Here is a 17,751-nt window from a genome sequence, read left to right as displayed (position 1 = left end):
CTTCCTTGAGTCCGGCCCTCAGTCTACGCTGAAGAATCGCTGCAGACGGTGCACGCCTTCGAGCAGTGACTCGTCGTCGAGCGCGTATGAGAGACGCAGGTAACCGCTGCGCCCGAAGGCCTCGCCCGGCACGACCGCGACGTCGGTCTGGTCGAGCAGCAGATCGGCCAGCTCGAGCGTCGTGGTGGGCGTCACGCCATGCCATTCGCGGCCGAGCACCCCGGTCACATCTGGGTAGGCGTAGAACGCACCCTCGGGCACCGGAACGACGAATCCGTCGATCTTCGACAGCTCGTCGACGATGAGGCGACGGCGGCGGTCGAACGCCGCGCGCATCTCGGCCACAGCATCCTGCGGGCCGGTCAGGGCCTCGACGGCCGCGCGCTGCGACACGTTCGACACGTTCGATGTGAGGTGCGACTGCAGGTTCGAGACGGCCTTGGCCACCCGCTGCGGGCCGACAAGCCAGCCGACTCGCCAGCCGGTCATCGCGTAGGTCTTGGCGACGCCGTTGACCAGCACGGTGTTGTCGGCGGCCTCGGGGATGACCGAGGCGATGCTGGTCGCGGTCACTCCGTCATAGGTCAGGTTCTGATAGATCTCGTCGGCGAGAATCCAGATGTCGTGCTCGACCGCCCAGCGTGCGATCGCCTCGGTCTGCTCTCGCGTGTACACCGCGCCCGTGGGGTTCGAGGGCGAGACGAAGAGCACGAGTCGGGTGCGCTCAGTGCGGGCCGCTTCGAGCTGATCGACCGTCACGCGATAGCCCTGGTCTGCGCCAGCGAAGACCTCGACCGGGGTGCCGCCGGCGAGGCGGATCGCCTCGGGGTAGGTCGTCCAGTAGGGCGCGGGAAGGATGACTTCGTCACCCTCGCCGACGAGCGCCGCGAACGCCTCATAGACGGCCTGCTTGCCGCCGTTCGTGATGACCACCTGCGAGGGGTCAACCGTCAGGCCGCTGTCGCGCTGCGTCTTCGCCACGACTGCTTTGCGCAGGTCGGGCAGACCGGCCGCGGGCGTGTAGCGAAAGTTGCCGGGGTCGTCGAGCGCGTGACGTGCGGCGTCGACGATGTTGGCCGGCGTCGAGAAGTCCGGCTCGCCGGCTCCGTAGCTGATCACCGGTCGGCCGGATGCCTTCAGGGCCTTCGCCTTCGCGTCGACCTTCAGAGTGGCTGATTCGTTGATGGCCAGGATGCGTGGGGAGAGAGGAAGTTCAGTGCTCACGGCCTCCAGTCTACGAGCAGGTGGTCGGTCGCGGCCACAGTCGACGCGCGCAGAATGCACTGAGTTGCAGAATGCACTTGAGTTTCTGTGCGCACCGTCGTCGGGTGCCCGCGATTGCATACCTGGTGAGAGGGCGCGTCCATGAGAGAATGTCCCAACCTCGTGGCGGCGTCGCTCCTGGCCTCGCTGAACAGCGCGAGGCGGAACAGGACAAAGAGGACTCTGAGCAGGTGAGGGTCAACAGCGTTCAGCCGAACGCTGACAGCCAAGAGGAGCAGCCATGAGAAACCGATTCATCCAGACCGGCGCCGCCGCCGCTGTGGCGCTCGCAGCCGTGCTCTCGCTGAGCGCCTGCAGCACAGCGCAGTCGAAGGACGACGCCTGCACGCAGCTGCGCAACATCGACGGCAGCGACATTCAGACGCCGAGCGCGTCAGAAGTGCGCTCCGGTGCGGCCAAAGATGCGCTCTCCGATGTGGCGAGCACGCTGGAGAACGCTGCCTCCGGCATCAGCAACGAAGAGGTCAAACCGTTGGTCGACGACGCTGCGACTTCGGCCCGCGGTGTCTCGGACTACTATTCCGAGAACTTCGCGAACGGCATCGACACCAGTGTCACTGACGTCGAGGCAGCGAAACAGCTGCAGACCAAGGCGACTGAGTTCAGCGACAAGACGAAAGACTTCACCGACAAGCTCAAGACTCTTCGCGACACCTGCGGACTCTGAGCAGCGCAACGGGTGAGCGGGCTGCGGCACAGTCGATCGGAAGTGCGGCCCACCCCACGGCAGGGGTCGGAGCAGCCGTATGGACATGATGCGCGCAGCCCGCTACACTGGCAGACGGTATTGACAGATACCAAGCTGAACTGTGCCTTCGACGTCAGCGCACCGCGTGTCGGTGAAGATCGAGGGCCTCACGTGTGAACCACGTGAAGGGCGGTGGCTCAATTGGTAGAGCAGCGGTCTCCAAAACCGCAGGTTGCAGGTTCGAGTCCTGTCCGCCCTGCACATCTCGTGTGAACGGGGTGCTGTGCACACCGGCACGGTTGATGAGAGGGATGGAACCACATGGCTGCAGCGTCGAGCGACGAGCTGAACGCGCACCTGGTCGAGAACGCAGAGACTGACCGGGCCAAGGCTCGGGGCATCTTCGGGCGTCTCTTCCTGTTCTTTCGTCAGGTCTTCGGCGAGCTGAGAAAAGTCACCACACCGACTCGCAAAGAGCTCACCAACCAGACGCTGGTCGTGCTCGTGTTCGTGCTGATCATGATGGCCATCATCACTCTGCTGGACTTCGTCTTCGGCATGGGCGTGGGCTTCCTGTTCGAACGCAGCGCCTGAGCGCCTGTCGTCTGACAGCACCGGCACATCCATAGCAGCAAATCGAGGAAGACGAACGTGGCAGAAGAAGAGACTGAACAGGCCGTGACCGAGACTCCGCAGGTCGACGAGGCGACAGCCGAGACCGCGGCGACGGCTGACGCTGCTGAGGCGACTTCTGCCGATGAGACCGCGGCTGTCGAACCGGCCGAAGCGGATGCCGACGAGGCCGCCGAAGTCAGCGACGAGGAACGCGTCCTGGCTGACTTCCGTCGTGAGCTGCGGCGTGCCGCAGGCGACTGGTACGTCATTCACTCGTACGCCGGCTATGAGAAGAGCGTCAAGAACTCGATTCTGAAGCGCCGTGAGTCGCAGGCCGGTGGCGACGACGTGCTCGAGGTGCAGGTGCCGATCGAGACCGTGCGCGAGGTTCGCAACGGCCAGTACAAGCTCGTCAAGCGCGTGCGCATCCCCGGCTACGTGCTCGTCCGCATGTTCCTCAACGAAGACTCATGGGAGCTGGTGCGCCGCACCCCGGGTGTGACCGGCTTCGTGGGCAATGCACATGACCCGCTGCCGCTGCGCCGCAAAGAGGTCTTCGACATGCTGAAGACCACTGTGGTGCAGGAGGCGCAGGCCGAGGCCGAGAAGGCCGCCGAGACCGAGCAGGGCGCCACGCCCAAGTCGAAGAAGTCGAAGGCACAGCCCGCTCGGGTCATCCCGGTCGACGTCGACTTCGAGATCGGTGAGACCATCACCATTAAAGAAGGCTCGTTCGCGGGCCTGCCCGGCACGATCAGCGAGATCAACACGACCAGCGGCAAGCTCACCGTGCTCGTCTCGCTCTTCGAGCGCGAGACTCCGGTCGAGCTCTCGTTCGACCAGGTCACCAAACAGCTCTGAGGCGGCGCAAACGCGGCGCATCCTGATGCGTCGTCGCCGACTCGTCACAGACTTTCCGTGCAGAACGCGGAGAGAACATAGGTAAGAAGGAAAGAAAATGGCACCGAAGAAGAAAGCGGTGGGTTTCATCAAGCTTCAGATCGAAGCTGGTGCAGCGAACCCCGCACCGCCCATCGGCCCGGCACTGGGCCAGCATGGCGTGAACATCATGGATTTCTGCAAGGCCTACAACGCCGCGACTGAGTCTCAGCGCGGCAATGTGGTCCCGGTCGAGATCACCGTGTACGAAGACCGTTCGTTCACGTTCGAGCTCAAGACCCCGCCTGCAGCGAAGCTGATCCTCAAGGCAGCAGGTGTGCCCAAGGGCTCCGGCGTGCCGCACACCGACAAGGTGGGCTCGATCACGCACGAGCAGGCCAAAGAGATCGCTCAGACCAAGTTCGACGACCTCAACGCGAACGACATCGAGAACGCGGCGAAGATCATCGAGGGCACGGCGCGCTCGATGGGCATCACCATCAAGAAGTAGTTCTCACCGCCGTCGGCCCTCGACGGCGCACCAGACAGGAGTGGGAGGGTCACGCCGACCCGATGAACCACGACTGCACCAAACACTGCAACGGGGAGCCATCCCCGAGACATACAGGAGAAGCAGATGACCAGGCGTTCAAAAGCCTATGTGGCCGCGGCCGAGAAGATCGAGCCCGGCAAGTTCTACACTCCGGCGGAGGCTGTCGCCCTCGCCCGTGAGACCGGATCGGCCAAGACCGATTCAACCGTCGAGGTGGCGCTGAAGCTCAGCGTCGATCCTCGCAAAGCCGACCAGCTGGTGCGTGGCACCGTCAGCCTGCCGAACGGCACTGGTAAGACCGCCCGCGTGATCGTGTTCGCCAACGGCGACGCGGCCGACGCAGCTGCGGCCGCCGGCGCCGACGAGGTCGGCAGCGACGAGCTCATCGCCAAGGTGCAGGGAGGCTGGACCGACTTCGACGCGGCCGTCGCGACCCCTGACCTGATGGGCAAGGTCGGTCGCCTCGGTAAGGTGCTCGGCCCTCGCGGTCTGATGCCGAACCCCAAGACCGGTACGGTCACCACCGACCCGGCGAAGGCCGTCACCGACATCAAGGGCGGCAAGATCGAGTTCCGCACCGACAAGCACGCCAACGTGCACTTCATCGTCGGCAAGGCATCGTTCACCCCCGAGGCGCTGACGCAGAACATCCAGGCTGCGCTCGACGAGATCATCCGTCTGAAGCCTTCGGCTGCCAAGGGCCGCTATGTGACCAAGGGTGTCGTCTCGACGACCTTCGGCCCGGGCATCCCGCTCGACGTCAACGCACTGGTCGTTCCGGCCAAGTAGTCGCACCGGTCGTCCTGACCGTGCGCATTCGAGAAAGCCCCGCACCCTCACTGAGCGTGCGGGGCTTTCTCGGCGATGTGCGCCGGACGTGTCCTGGCGTCGTGGGCCCACATCTCGTCAGCCACTCGTGTGCTCGGACGCATCGAGACTCTCTGCACGGTGCGAGTGGGCAGAGATCGTCGACTTCGCCATACTTGAGATGGGGGGACATCATCATTGAGCCCTTCCCAATCGCATGGAACGCTCCAGAGGGCGTTCTGCAGTTTGAACCAGAGCATGATCCATAGGAGGATCCAGTCATGAGTGACACCACCACACTTCCCACACCGAAGCTCGGCAATCAGCTCGGTGCGGAGTTTCTCGGCACGTTCCTGCTCGTCTTCGGCGGCACGGGCGCAGCCGTGCTGGCCGCGACGGTCGACCACGGCATCGGCTATCTCGGCGTGGCTCTGGCGTTCGGCCTGACCGTGGTGGTCGGCGCCTATGCCTTCGGCCCGGTCTCCGGCGGTCACTTCAACCCGGCGGTCACCATCGGTCTCGCCGCAGCCGGCCGATTCTCCTGGAAGCACGTGCTGCCCTACGTCGCCGCCCAGATCGTCGGGGGCATCGTCGGCTCGGCGGTGCTGCTCGTGATCGCTTCGGGCCGCGCTGGCTTCAGCCTGAGCGACGGCTTCGCCACCAACGGGTACGGAGCGCATTCGCCTGAGGGGTACGGCATGCTGCCGGCGTTCGTGATCGAGTTCGTGCTCACCGCGATCTTCCTCTACGTGATCATCGGCGTGACCGGAAAGCGCGCAGCGGCAGGATTCGCACCGTTGGCCATCGGCTTGACGCTCGCCCTCATCCACCTGATCTCGATCCCGGTGACCAACACCTCGGTCAACCCCGCGCGTTCGATCGCTCCGGCGATCTTCGTGGGCGGTGACGCACTGGTGCAGCTCTGGCTGTTCATCCTGGCGCCTGTTCTCGGTGCGATCTTCGCCGGTGTGACCTACGCGCTGGTCACCGGCGAGCGCAAGTAGCGGTCAGACGAAGGCGGGCTCTGGCACGGCGTCGAGCCGGGCCAGGGTCTCGTCAGCGAGCTGCACGAGCTTCGCGATCTGCTGATCGTCTCGGTCGATCCAGCGGGTGATCGGGTCGCCCAAAGGGCGGAAGTTCTCGTGCTGCTCCCAGACCAGCAGCGTGCGCTGGGCGCCCATCACGTACTGCTGCCACCAGATCTGGCGCAGGTAGGTGCGGGGCAGCTTCTCGATCGGCTTCGTGCTGGTCTTGATCTCGGCCAGCAGCAGGTCGCTGCATCCGTTGCATTCGTTGATGCCGTCCGGCGTCGCCAGATGGCGGGCGTTGCCGTCCGAGCGAAAGAGCACCGTGCTGGTGTGCAGCCCGAAGTTCTGTCGCATCCACTCGGCGATTACCGGCTCGCGTTCGCGACCGTAGTCGGTGTAGGCGTTCCCCGAGAATCCGTGCGGGTCGCACTTCGACCGCACCACGCCCTCCACCGATCGCGGGGTCGCGAGGTGCGCTGCGTCGGTCGCGGTGATGCCGAAGCTGCGGGCCTTGAGCCAGCTGATGCGATCGTGGCTGTCGGCGAGCACGCGGGAGCGCAGAAAGTCGGGAACGTGAGTCACGCCCTCCAGCCTAGCCACCGCTCTCGCAGACTGACGCAGAATCGGCGTACTGGCACAGACCGGCGTACTGGCACAGACCGATCAGCCCAGGCCGCGCAGGCTGAACACGGTGTACCACGAGGTGCCGGGCGTAGCCGGCGCCTCCTGTACGCCGTGGGCTCGGCAGAGCACCATCGCTGCGGCAGAGATGGCCTGCGCCTCTCTGTGACTGCAGGGCAGCGGCTGGTGCAGAAGCCGGGTCCAGTCGTCACAATGCGTCTGCCGGGCGATCTGCTCGCTGACTCGGGTGGCCGCACAGGAGAACCCGAGGGTCGAGCCCCAGCAGAAGACGCCTTGTGCAGCGCGATACAGCCCGACGACCTGCGCGGGCGCCCGGAACCTTCGAGCGTCGTCGAACCACCAGGTCAGCTGCCCGGTGGCGATGTCGAACTCGACGTGACGCTCACCCCCGATGCCCCATCGCATCAGGTGCGCACGCGATGCACGGTCGAGATGTCTGAGCCCGATCTGCGCCAGCCGATTCAACGACAACGAGTTCGCCTCGGGCGCGGGGCAGCCTCGCTCATGGGCGCTCAGCGGCAGATGGCAGCGTGGACAATAGGCATTGATCATCAGCGTTTCCCCCCCCCTGAGCCGCGTCCGCGGCTCAACTGACCGCCAAAGTGAGAGGCCAGGACGGGTCGGCTCCTCTGACGACCGCGTCAGTCCCATTCCACCGGAGTTCGTGCAGACTGCAACTGGAATCAGGCAACTGTGGACAACTCCCCTTGTTCTCAAGGGATAGGGGTATGCGCTCTCGCGTAGGTACGCACGTGCGTGCGGTGGAGTGCTCTCAGCGATACGAGGATCCAGCGTCCGGGTGGAAACGCCGGTCGAAGACCCGCTTGTGTCGACTCCTGAGAACCGGTAAGCTGATCGACGGCCAAAGACCGCCGGTTCCTGTCTTGCGACAGGCGAAGGTCACGAGAGTGACGACCCGCGTAGGTGAACGAACAACATGCACGACCGTGTCGAACGCGTCGTGCGTCGAGCTCCGACATCTACGTCGGAGCTTTTTTCATTCTTGTGGGCATCGGGCCGCCGGCATGACATCACGAGGAGTGCAATGGCGAACAAGGAAGCTGCAGTCGCCGAGCTGACGGAGGAATTCCGTAGCTCAAGCGCAGTGCTGCTGACCGAGTATCGCGGCCTCACGGTTGCAGATCTGAAGAAGATCCGCGATTCAATCCGTGAGAATGCCACGTTCTCTGTGGTGAAGAACACGCTCGCGAAGATCGCCGCGAAGGAGGCGGGCATCGACGCATTCGACGATGCTCTCGCCGGCCCGAGCGCGCTGGTGTTCGTGCACGGCGACGTGGTCCCTGTGGCCAAGGCGCTGCGTGACTTCAGCAAAGAGAATCCTCTTCTGGTGCTCAAGAACGGCTACTTCGATGGCGCCGCTCTGACTCCCGAAGACGTGCAGAAGCTTGCCGATCTCGAGACCCGCGAAGTGCTGCTGGCAAAGCTTGCCGGCGCGTTCAAGGCCTCGCTGTTCGGTGCCGCATACCTGTTCAACGCACCGCTGTCGCAGGCCGCTCGCGCGGTCGACGCGCTGCGTCAGAAGAAAGAAGAGGCCGAGGCGTAAGACCTCTTCGGTCTTCACCACGGTTTCATCCGCAAACCACACATCAGACATCTGAGATAAAGGAACCATCATGGCAAAGCTGTCAACTGAAGAGCTCATCGCGGCCTTCAAGGAGCTCACCCTCATCGAGCTCAACGATTTCGTCAAGGCATTCGAGGAGACCTTCGAGGTCACCGCTGCCGCTCCCGTCGCCGTGGCTGCTGCCCCGGCTGCCGGCGGCGACGCCGAGGCTGCTGAAGAGAAGACTGAGTTCGACGTCGTTCTCGAGGCTGCTGGCGACAAGAAGATCCAGGTCATCAAGGCTGTTCGCGCCCTGACCAGCCTGGGCCTGGGCGAGGCCAAGGCTCTCGTCGACGGCGCTCCTGCGACCGTTCTCGAGGCTGCCAACAAGGAGACCGCCGAGAAGGCCAAGGCCGACATCGAGGCTGCAGGCGGCAAGGTCACCCTCAAGTGAGTCGATCGCTCGACTGAGTGAGCGGCCGTCTTCGGTCGCCTGCACGCAGCGAGCGTCGGTGACGAGCCGGGTCTGATCCCGATCTGAGCCGAACCCCTGAAAGACCGCCCGGACCTGTCATTCGTGACAGTGCTCCGGGCGGTCTTCTCTGTCTACTGGCAGAGGCGTCTGCGGTGCAGAGTTCGCCGGCGACGACAGATGCCCGCCCGGCCTAGACTGGCAGGGCATGATCTTCCGAGCACAGGAGCGCAGATGGCACAGCACGCTGAGGGATTCTTCGACAATCGCGAACGATTCCGAGACGCCGACATGGCGACGCGCGCTGTGCACGTGGGGCTCGACCCCGACAAAGAGACCGGGTCGGTCGTGCCGCCCATCTACCAGACGTCGACGTATGTGCAGGACGGCATCGGGCACGGACGCCATGGCTATGAGTACGGCCGCATGAGCAACCCGACTCGCGACGCCCTGCAGGTGAGCCTCGCCTCGCTCGAGAACGGAGCAGCGGCGTTGAGCTTCAGCTCTGGTCTGGCTGCCGAAGACGCCCTGCTGCGCACACTGCTGAAGCCCGGAGACACCGTGGTCAGTGGCAACGACGTCTACGGCGGCACGCATCGTCTGATCGCGAAGATCTGGGGCGAATGGGGTGTGCACTCAGTCGAGACCGATCTCTCTGACGTCGACCTCGCCCGCGGCGTGATCGAAGAGGCCCAGCCGCGCGTGGTCTGGATCGAGACACCGACGAACCCCATGATGCAGATCAGCGACGTCGCCGCACTCGCCGAGATCGCCCATCAGTCGGGCGCTCTGGTGGTCGTCGACAACACCTTCGCATCGCCCGTGCTGCAGCAGCCCATCAGCCTGGGCGCCGACTTCGTCGTGCACTCCACGACGAAGTACCTGGGCGGGCACTCCGACGTGGTCGGAGGTGCGGTGGTTCTCGCCACAGACGAGTACGAAGACCGGCTCTGGTTCAGCCAGTACGCTCTGGGCGCGATCTCGTCGCCCTTCGACTGCTGGCTCACACTGCGCGGCATCAAGACGCTCGGCGTGCGTGTGCAGCGTCACTCCGAGAACGCGCAGCAGCTCGCAGAATGGCTCTCATCGCATCCCAAGATCGAGCAGGCCTTCTATCCGGGGCTGCCCGGCCACCCCGGCCACGACGTCGCGGCGAAGCAGATGCACGGGGGCTTCGGCGGCATGGTCTCGGTGGCCGTCGCCGGCGGCGAGCAGGCCGCCCGCACATTCGCCGAGAGCACGAAGCTGTTCGTGCTCGGCGAGAGTCTCGGCGGTGTCGAGTCGCTGATCAACTATCCGTCAGAGATGACCCATGCGTCGGTCAAGGGCACGCCCCTCGCGGTGCCGCTGAACGTCGTGCGCCTCTCGGTCGGCATCGAGGGCGTCGACGACCTGCAGGCCGATCTCTCCCAGGCGCTCGACCAGATCTGATCGGCTCGAGCCCGGTCTCGACCGCCGTCTCTACCGCCGCCGCACATCAGGCAGCGCAGACAGTGCGATGGCGCCGAACGTGAGCACGGCGCCGCCGATCGCTGCGAACGAGACACCGGCCGTCGACGTCGGCCAGACCCAGTCGAGCAGCAGCGAGCCGAGCAGCTGCCCGCCGATCGCGGCGATGGTGAAGCGCAGCACGCCGATGCGTGGCACCATATGCGCACCGGTGAAGATGAAGACGATGCCCATGGCACCGCCGAGATACATCCACCACACCCCCGGCAGCTGCGGCACGATTGCCAGCCCGCGCGAGGTGCGTTCGATCAGCGTGACGACGAGCAGGGCGACGCTGCCGGCCACGAAGTTCATGTAGGTCGCGCTGAAAGGTGCTCTGGTGATCGTGGCGATGCGCCCGTTCATGGCCTGCTGAAACCCGCTGAGAATGCCGGCGCTCAGCGGCAGCAGCGCGGTGAGCAGCATCGTGCCGACGGCGAGCCCGGCGGGAATGCTGCCCGACACCGACCACACCACCGCCACGATGGTGACGGCGGCAGAGATGACTCGCATGGGCGTCAGGGGCTGCCTCCGGTCGGACAGAAAGCCGAATCGGTCGACGAGCAGCCCGCTCACGGTCTGCCCCGCGATCAGAGAGATCATGAACAGCGCCACGCCGAACACCCCCACGCTGATGCTCTGCGCGATCACCAGCCACGCACCCAGCGCGCCGGCCACGATGAGCCACGGCTGCATCCGTCGACTGCGGATCGCCGCCCACAGCGCACTGAGCGCACGCCGGTTGCCGGGCAGCACCAGCAGCACCGTCAGCAGCACGAATCCCGACCCGAAGCTCACGAACGCCGCGAAGACGGGGTCGCTGATCTCGCTGGCCAGGGCGCCGTTCATGCGGGACTGCACCGGCATGGTCAGGCCTGCGGCAACGGTGATCAGGGCGTCGAGAACCAGCCGTGCTCGCGATGGTGCGGCGGGCGGCGTGGTCGATGGCGTGCCGGGGGATGCCATGGGAGCTCCTGTTCACTGCGTCGGGGCGCCGTGAAGAACGCTCGCAGTCTCGTGCCCGGTGGCACATGGCCGCGGGGACGTTCATACGGTCGTGGTCAGCGCGCGACGTGCACCCTGGTGAAGAGCACGAGCCCGACCAGCAGCACTGCCGCGATGCCCAAGATACCCCAGATCTGCGCACCGAGCAGTGCGACGGTCACACTGAACGCGGCCGGTGCCAGAAAGCTCACCGCGCGGCCGGTGGTGGCGTAGAGCCCGAAGATCTCGCCGTGACGCCCGGCCGGGGTGATCGAGGTGAGGAACGAGCGCGACGCCGACTGCACCGGCCCCACGAACACGCACATCAGCATGCCGAAGATCCAGAAGAAGGTCTTGCCGCCGCCCGAGGTCAGCAGTGTGAGCAGCGCCGCGGCGATCATGCCGATCAGCGAGACTGTGATCAGCACGCGGGGGCCGACGCGGTCTTCGACCATTCCCAGCAGCATCGTGGCGATGCCAGAGACCACATTCGCGGCGATCGCGAAGACGATGACCTCACTGCTCGAGAAGCCGAAGGTGCCGGCCGCGAGCACGCCGCCGAAGGTGAAGACCCCGGCGAGGCCGTCGCGGTAGACGGCGCTTGCGATGAGAAAGACGAGAGTGCTGCGCGCGCTGCGCCAGAGTCGTGCGATGGTGCGGCCGAGCTCGCGGTAGACGCCGAAGAACGAGGTGTGCGTGCCGGATGCGCGGGCCGGCTCGGGCAGCCCGTCTCTCTGCAGCAGCGTGGGCAGGGCGAAGACAGCGAACCACAGCGCGGCGAGCAGCGCGACGGCGCGGTAGCGGGTGCCGTTCTCGTCGCCGACGCCGAACCAGCCGACCTCCGGGTTGATGAAACCGACCAGCACGATGGCGAGCAGCACGATGCCGCCGATGTAGCCCATGCCCCAGCCGATGCCCGACACCCGGCCCACGTCTTTGGGCGACGAGACGCCGGGCAGCAGCGCGTTGTACTCGGCACTGGCCAGCTCGAAGAAGATGTTGCCGACGGCGATCAGCGCGATGCCGAAGAACAGCCAGTCGGGGTCGGGCTGCACGAACCACATCGCGATCATGCAGATCACGGTGCCGAAGGTCGTGATGCCGAGGTTGCGGCGGCGATTGCCCGACTCGTCGGAGCGGTGCCCGAGCACCGGCGCGAGCAGGGCGACGACCAGCCCGGCCAGAGACAGTCCCAGACCGAGCCAGGAGGAGTGCTGCGCCAGAATGGCCTCGACCTGGTCGATGGCGGGGCTCGACGTGAGACCGGCGGCTTTGTCAGCGTTGCGCTGGTCGACGAGCGTGTGGTCGCCGATGAAGGCGGTGCTGGTCAGCCAGACGGTGTACACGAAGGTCGTGGTCACCGCGTTGAACGCTGCGGAGCCCCAATCCCACGATGCCCAGCGCAGGATGCGACCTCGTGTCGGCGGGATCGTTGCGGTTGCGGTTGCGGCCGCGTTGCCGTCGGCGCGGTGCAGATCGTTCGACATCACTGCAGACTAATGGCCCGAGGTGAACGAGAGATGACCATAGTGACCGTGTCACCCGGATCGAGTGAGAGTTCGGCATGCCAGCCCGAGACGGCGATCGTCGTCGTGCGTCGCTCACGGGCGTCGCTGGCGACGATCAGGACGAGCGAGTCGTCGGGGTTCTGAAAGGCGGCGTTGAGCGTGTACCCGGTCTCGTGCCCGGTGGAGGTGAGGCATCGCGCCCCGGGCCGTACGGCACTGAGGTGGGCGAGGCTGTAGTAGCCCACGTTGCGCTGGACGGTCGTCTCTCTGTTGCCTGCCGGGTTCGTCTGCCGGGAGGCGATCACATCGACCACACCCTCCATCTGCGAGCCGTGGCGTTGGCCGGGAACCGCGCCCGGCCCGAGGAACGGGCCGCCGTGGCCGTCCAGAGCAAGGTTCCAGTAAGTGATCGACTCCGCCCAGTTGCGCGTCGCTCCGAGGGCGATCATCCGCATGTGCCAGCGCAGGTCGTGCGCGATCGGCTGGGCGAGCAGCGTCTTCGGATCGCGAAACGAGGTGATCTCGGTCAGATGGGTGCTGCGCTTGGGGAAGGCGCGGTGCACGACGCTCTGAGCATCGGGTTCGCCTTTGTACCCGTGCCAGGCCGTGCCGTCGAGAAAGCGGCCGGCCGCCGGATCGCCGAGCAGTCGCAGCACCTTGGGTGCGGCATCCCAGTTGTGGTCGTGGGCGAGCAGCCGTGTGCGCACCGACGAGGCGGCCAGAGCCGGCCCGAGGTGGTCGGCGATGAGCCGAATCTGATCGTGCACGCTCATCACCATGCCGGGATACCCCGGTGCAAGGCCGGGCTCGTTCTGCAGGGTCAGCAGGTCGACGGGATGCCCCAGCTTGGCCATGCGCTCGCAGTAGCGCACGAGGTAGTTCGCATAGTCGCCGAAGTGGCGGCGATCAAGCCGGCTGCGCCGCCCGAGCCAGGTGAGCCACGGGCGTGCGGTGCGTCTGGCGAGTCCCGGACCCAACCGACCGAACATGGTGGGTCGAGTCTTCATCCACGGTGGTGCCGACCAGGGCGATGCGATCAGGCGCAGGTCGGGCTGGATGCTGCGGATCTCGTCGAGCAGCGGCACGATGCGTCGTTCGTCGTGTCGCAGCGTGAACGCACCGGGCCGAGGCTCGTAGTTGTAGAGGCTGCTCGAGAAGTCGCTCGAACCGATCGTGAGACGCAGTGTGGTGAGCCCCAGCGAGCTGAGCCCCCGTGTGGTGGCATCCCGTGTGGTGGCATCCCGTGTGGCGAACAGCTCGCGCAGCAGCGCGCTGCGGTTCGGCGCAGGCATCGTCGAGAGCACCTCGGCCGAAGCGTCGGTCAGCGCCGCGCCGAATCCGAGGATGCGCTGGCGGGGCGAGTCGGCGTCGATGACGATCGCGTGGTCGGGAGCGAACGCGCCGCGCTGCCAGCGCAGGTCGGCGGCGATGCCGGCGGTGGCATCCGCATACAGGCGTGTGCCGTCGCCGGAGGACACTCGCGCCGCGAGCAGCTCGGGCGGCTGGTCTGGGAGCATGAGTCTCAGCGTAGTCTGGCAGAGTGCTGAACATCGATCTTCATCCCGATCTCACGTTGGTCGTCTCGGAGGTGCGTGACGGCACCATGAAAGCCGCAGCTCCCGGTGCGAACGGCGACGACGCCCAGACATGGGCTGAGGCACGGCGAAACCGACGTGCACTGCTGCGTCAGGCCGGTCTCGACCCCGAGCGTGCGGCCTACGTGCGCATCTCCTACGATCGATCCGACTTCTGCGAGTATCGCGAGGTCGACGAGGCGACTGCCGACGGCGCAGGCGACGAACGAGACGCGACCCACCACGAGACGATCAGCGCTCGGTTCGCGGATGACGCGCCCACCGCCTGCGACGCGCTCGCCACCGGGCTGCCGGGCACACCGCTGCTGCTGCCGGTCGCCGATTGTATGCCGGTCGTGGCATATGATCCTGAGCATAAGGTGGTCGCGCTGACGCATCTCGGTCGTCACAGCGTCGAGCAGCTGGGCGGGCAGCGCACGGTCGAGTGGATGCAGCGGCGGTTCCGCAGCGACCCTGCTCAGCTGGTCGTGTGGCTGGGGCCGTCGCCGAACAGTCAGAGCTACCCGCTGCATGCGCTGGGTGATCGGTCGTTCGCCGAAGTGGTGCCGCAGCAGCTGCGCGATGCCGGGGTGAAGCGGCGCCATATCGTCGCGAGCGGCATCGACACGGTGAGCGATGCGCGGTTCTTCTCGCACAGCGAGTTTCTGGCCGGGCGGCAGCCGGTGGACGGACGCTATGCGGTGGCCGTCGCGCTGCACGGCAGGTCGGCGTCCGGGAACATCGAGGCCGGGCAGGCCGGGCAGCTTGGGCGATCCGGGCAGGCTGCGGACGGTGCGTCAGAGGTCTCTCAGCCGCCGGCTGTCGAGCCGCACCGGGTCACGACCGTCGTCGCCGACGGGCTTGTCGAGGAGGGCGTGATCAGGGCGGGGGAGTGCACGGCGCTCAGCGGTCTCTCGGCCGACCCGGCGCATCCCGGGCTGCTCTATGCGGTGAACGACGACTCGGTCGGACTCACCCGTGTGTTCACGCTCGACGCGACCAAGACGCCGGTCGAGGCCGTCGCGGCGCTGACCGTGACGCAGGCTGACGGGTCGCCGGCGCATCTCGACGTCGAGGGCGTCTTTGCACGGCCGCAGGGCGGGTTCTGGCTCGCCGACGAAGGCGCGACCGGGCCGGGCAACGCCGTGCACAGAGTCGATGCCGAGGGGCGCATCCGTGCGACGGTGCGTCTGCCCGAGGCGGTCTCGCGTCACATGGGCAAATGGGGGTTCGAGGGGGTCACGGCGTTCACCGACCCGCGCGGTCAGGAGTGGCTGTTCGTCGTGATTCAGCGGCCGCTCTGGAAAGACCCGGCGGCGAAGCCTCGTGAGGTGGGCGTCGACGGCCCCGACGTTATCCGCATCGGCTGCCTTCGTGTGGATGCTGTGCTGGGCGGCACAGGCGGCGCGGGTGATGACGGTGGCGGCGTGGGCGATGACGGTGGCGTGAGCGATGAGAGCGGCTCGTCCGACGCCGCATGGAGCTGGCACGGCTACGGCCTCGACCCAGCGTCGGATCGCAAGAACGACTGGGTCGGAGTCTCTGAGATCTCGGTTGCCATGGTCACCGGTGAGGGTGGGTTCGCCGACGACCCCGGCTGTCGTGTCACGCTGGTGCTCGCCGAACGCGACAAGCAAGAAGGCGACCGTGCGCGCACGAAACGCATCTATGCGGTCGATCTGGAGCATCCGGGGCAGGTGACGACCGACAGCGCCGGCAGCCTGGTGCCGATCACCGTGCCGGTGACGAAGCGGCTCGTGGCCGATCTGCTGCCGTGGCTGCGCGAACCGGGCGGACAGGTGCAGGAGAAGCTCGAGGGCGTCACGGTCGATGCTCGCGGGCGGCTCTTCGCACTGACCGACAACGCAGGCGACAGCCATGCGCCCTGCGCGACGGTGTTCGTCGATCTGGGTGTGCGCGACTTTGGCTGACCGCGACTTTGGCGTGTAGGGCAGGGCTCGGTAAGGCCGGTGCCGCAATGTCGGTGGGTGCTGTCAGACTCTGACCATGCACACGAGAAGCCAGATTCCCAGCGCAGCGGCACTTGCCGGTCTGGTTGAGTCGGCGTGCTCGGGGCAGCGCGACCTTTTCGCCGCCGAAGGCAGGCAGGCCGCCGAGCTCGTCGCCGTGCACGCTGCGTCAGTCGATGCGGCGCGGCAGCATCGGGTCGACCCTGGTGTCTACCTGCGCGGAGTCTACGCAGACATCGGCACGCGCCTGGGCTGGTCTGAGCGCACGGTATCGCGGCTCATGAATCTGGCTGAGAGCCTGCAGCGTCAGCTGCCCGACACCCTCGACGCATGGCAGCGAGGCGATCTCGGGCGTCAGCACGTCGAGGTGTTCAATGCCGAGCTCGGCGGCCTCGACGAAGACCGGCGCCGTGAGATCGAGCAGGTGCTGTTGCAGCGCATGGTCGATCGGCCGATGCCTCCGGCGCGACTGCGCGAGCTGGCTCGACGCCTGGCCGAGACGTTCGAGCGTGAGACCATGGCCGAGCGTCATCGTGCCGCCCAAGCAGAGCGCTTCGTGACGATCGAGCCCGACCGCGACGGCATGGCCTGGCTGAGCGTGCGTCTGCCTGCGGTAGATGCCGTGGCCGCCTACCAGCGCACTCGCGCGATCGCCCGTGGTCTGCATGCGGCGGCCAAGACGATGCCGCAGGGCGATCAGACGCAGGCCGCGCCCACGGTCGACCGGCGCACATTCTCGCAGTTGCACGTCGATGTGGTGCGCGACCTGCTGGTGCATGGCACCTGTAGCGCCCAGGCAGTCGAAGGCGGTTCCGTCGCTCTGGGCACTGCGGGCCGGGATGCCAGCGGTGCAGACCGAGACTCCGATCATTCGGGTCGAGACTCTGCCAGAGCCCACGACCTGCCGAGGCTGGGCGAGGGCGTGCGCGCACAGGTGCAGGTGGTCATTCCGGTTGATCTGCTGATCGACGAGATCGCCGGTCATCCCGTCATCAGCACAGGCGCGACGGCAGAGCTGCGCGGCTACGGTGCGATCGACCCGGTGACCGCACTCGAACTTGCCGCTTCTGCAGATGGCTTGGGCCGCATCCTCACTGACCCGACCACCGGGCACGTGCTCGAAGTCGGGCGCAGTGTCTATCGGCCGCCGGCAGCGCTCGCAAGGTTCGTGCGCGAGCGTGACCAGACCTGCCGATTCCCGGGGTGCGCTGTGCCGGCGCAGAACTGTGAGATCGATCACACGCTCGACTGGCAGTGGGGAGGCCCGACCGACGCGAGCAACCTGGCGTGTCTGTGCCGGCGGCATCATGTGATGAAGCATCATTCCGGCTGGAACGTGATGCACGTCAATGACGATGCCGACCTGCTGTGGACGAGCCCGACCGGCGCAGTCCACCAGACCTTCGCGCCGTGCACCGGGCCCATTCGACACGGTCCGGGCTTCGAGACGCCGCCTCAAGACATCGATGTCGAGAGCCTGGTCGATCTCGACCCGCCCGACCCGCCCGACCCGCCCGACCCGCCCGACCCGCCCGACCCGCCCGACCCGCCCGACCCGCCCGACCCGCCCGACCCGCCTGATGACGGTGATCCGGTGCCGTTTTAGAGCGGGTTCTGGGCGTGTCTCTGAAGTCGGGCTGAACGCGGCTGAGAAGCGAGGCTCCTGAACGGCAGCCAGATGCGCTCCAGTATCAG

The 17,751-nt window shown here is 66.4% G+C and carries 17 protein-coding genes and 1 tRNA gene; 12 read left to right on the top strand and 6 right to left on the bottom strand.

Annotated features, from left to right (window positions below; genetic code table 11):
- Positions 1–18 precede the first annotated feature (18 nt).
- Positions 19–1,224: a pyridoxal phosphate-dependent aminotransferase gene (locus F8O07_RS00865; RefSeq protein ID WP_225733116.1), complete on the bottom strand. Its 1,206-nt coding sequence runs from the start codon at positions 1,222–1,224 to the stop codon at positions 19–21.
- 280 nt (positions 1,225–1,504) lie between these two features.
- Here F8O07_RS00865 and F8O07_RS00860 point away from each other — a divergent pair, with 280 nt between their 5' ends.
- From F8O07_RS00860 to aqpZ, 7 genes are all read left to right on the top strand, one after another.
- Positions 1,505–1,951, top strand: coding sequence for a hypothetical protein (locus F8O07_RS00860; RefSeq protein WP_158030297.1), 447 nt, complete (start codon positions 1,505–1,507; stop codon positions 1,949–1,951).
- Between the two features lie 207 nt (positions 1,952–2,158).
- Positions 2,159–2,231 (top strand) — tRNA-Trp (locus tag F8O07_RS00855).
- A gap of 62 nt (positions 2,232–2,293) precedes the next feature.
- A complete protein-coding gene (gene secE, locus F8O07_RS00850; RefSeq protein WP_158030296.1) occupies positions 2,294–2,566 on the top strand; it encodes a preprotein translocase subunit SecE in 273 nt (90 codons plus the stop codon).
- A 57-nt stretch (positions 2,567–2,623) separates the two neighbouring features.
- Positions 2,624–3,448, top strand: a complete 825-nt coding sequence (nusG, locus tag F8O07_RS00845) for a transcription termination/antitermination protein NusG (protein WP_225733115.1) — start codon at positions 2,624–2,626, stop codon at positions 3,446–3,448.
- A gap of 97 nt (positions 3,449–3,545) precedes the next feature.
- A complete protein-coding gene (gene rplK, locus F8O07_RS00840) occupies positions 3,546–3,977 on the top strand; it encodes a 50S ribosomal protein L11 (RefSeq protein WP_158030294.1) in 432 nt (143 codons plus the stop codon).
- 126 nt (positions 3,978–4,103) lie between these two features.
- The gene (gene rplA, locus F8O07_RS00835) at positions 4,104–4,808 is read left to right on the top strand and encodes a 50S ribosomal protein L1 (RefSeq protein WP_158030293.1); all 705 of its coding nucleotides are present in this window, start codon (positions 4,104–4,106) and stop codon (positions 4,806–4,808) included.
- Positions 4,809–5,107: 299 nt separating this feature from the next.
- Positions 5,108–5,830 (top strand): aquaporin Z, encoded by a 723-nt coding sequence (gene aqpZ, locus F8O07_RS00830; RefSeq protein ID WP_158030292.1) that lies wholly within the window; start codon positions 5,108–5,110, stop codon positions 5,828–5,830.
- Positions 5,831–5,833: 3 nt separating this feature from the next.
- Here the strand turns inward: aqpZ and F8O07_RS00825 are convergent, their stop codons facing one another.
- Complete coding sequence (locus F8O07_RS00825; RefSeq protein WP_158030291.1) at positions 5,834–6,436, bottom strand: YqaJ viral recombinase family protein; 603 nt, start codon at positions 6,434–6,436, stop codon at positions 5,834–5,836.
- An 81-nt stretch (positions 6,437–6,517) separates the two neighbouring features.
- On the bottom strand, positions 6,518–7,048 hold the full coding sequence (locus F8O07_RS00820; RefSeq protein WP_158030290.1) for a DUF6882 domain-containing protein: 531 nt from the start codon (positions 7,046–7,048) through the stop codon (positions 6,518–6,520).
- Positions 7,049–7,541: 493 nt separating this feature from the next.
- Between F8O07_RS00820 and rplJ the strand changes: the two genes are divergently transcribed.
- The 3 genes from rplJ to F8O07_RS00805 all read left to right on the top strand — a co-directional run bounded on the left by rplJ (position 7,542) and on the right by F8O07_RS00805 (position 9,963).
- The gene (gene rplJ / locus F8O07_RS00815; RefSeq protein ID WP_158030289.1) at positions 7,542–8,060 is read left to right on the top strand and encodes a 50S ribosomal protein L10; all 519 of its coding nucleotides are present in this window, start codon (positions 7,542–7,544) and stop codon (positions 8,058–8,060) included.
- Positions 8,061–8,130: 70 nt separating this feature from the next.
- Positions 8,131–8,514: a 50S ribosomal protein L7/L12 gene (gene rplL, locus F8O07_RS00810; RefSeq protein WP_158030288.1), complete on the top strand. Its 384-nt coding sequence runs from the start codon at positions 8,131–8,133 to the stop codon at positions 8,512–8,514.
- A 252-nt stretch (positions 8,515–8,766) separates the two neighbouring features.
- Complete coding sequence (locus F8O07_RS00805; RefSeq protein WP_158030287.1) at positions 8,767–9,963, top strand: cystathionine gamma-synthase; 1,197 nt, start codon at positions 8,767–8,769, stop codon at positions 9,961–9,963.
- Between the two features lie 30 nt (positions 9,964–9,993).
- Here the strand turns inward: F8O07_RS00805 and F8O07_RS00800 are convergent, their stop codons facing one another.
- The 3 genes from F8O07_RS00800 to F8O07_RS00790 form a co-directional block, all read right to left on the bottom strand.
- Positions 9,994–10,986, bottom strand: coding sequence for a DMT family transporter (locus tag F8O07_RS00800; protein ID WP_158030286.1), 993 nt, complete (start codon positions 10,984–10,986; stop codon positions 9,994–9,996).
- Positions 10,987–11,081: 95 nt separating this feature from the next.
- Positions 11,082–12,491, bottom strand: a complete 1,410-nt coding sequence (locus F8O07_RS00795; protein WP_158030285.1) for an MFS transporter — start codon at positions 12,489–12,491, stop codon at positions 11,082–11,084.
- Positions 12,491–14,029 carry a glycoside hydrolase family 30 protein gene (locus F8O07_RS00790; RefSeq protein ID WP_158030284.1) on the bottom strand — a complete coding sequence of 513 codons (1,539 nt, stop codon included), beginning with the start codon at positions 14,027–14,029 and terminating at the stop codon, positions 12,491–12,493. The genes F8O07_RS00795 and F8O07_RS00790 overlap by 1 nt, the downstream gene beginning before the upstream one ends.
- A gap of 23 nt (positions 14,030–14,052) precedes the next feature.
- Here F8O07_RS00790 and F8O07_RS00785 point away from each other — a divergent pair, with 23 nt between their 5' ends.
- Entirely contained in the window at positions 14,053–16,017 is a 1,965-nt protein-coding gene (locus F8O07_RS00785) for an esterase-like activity of phytase family protein (RefSeq protein ID WP_158030283.1), read from the top strand.
- A 76-nt stretch (positions 16,018–16,093) separates the two neighbouring features.
- Positions 16,094–17,662 (top strand): HNH endonuclease signature motif containing protein, encoded by a 1,569-nt coding sequence (locus F8O07_RS00780; RefSeq protein ID WP_158030282.1) that lies wholly within the window; start codon positions 16,094–16,096, stop codon positions 17,660–17,662.
- Positions 17,663–17,751 lie beyond the last annotated feature (89 nt).

The organism is Pseudoclavibacter sp. CFCC 13796, assembly GCF_008831185.1.
GTDB lineage: Bacteria > Actinomycetota > Actinomycetes > Actinomycetales > Microbacteriaceae > Pseudoclavibacter_A.
This window is presented reverse-complemented; position numbering and strand designations above follow the sequence as displayed.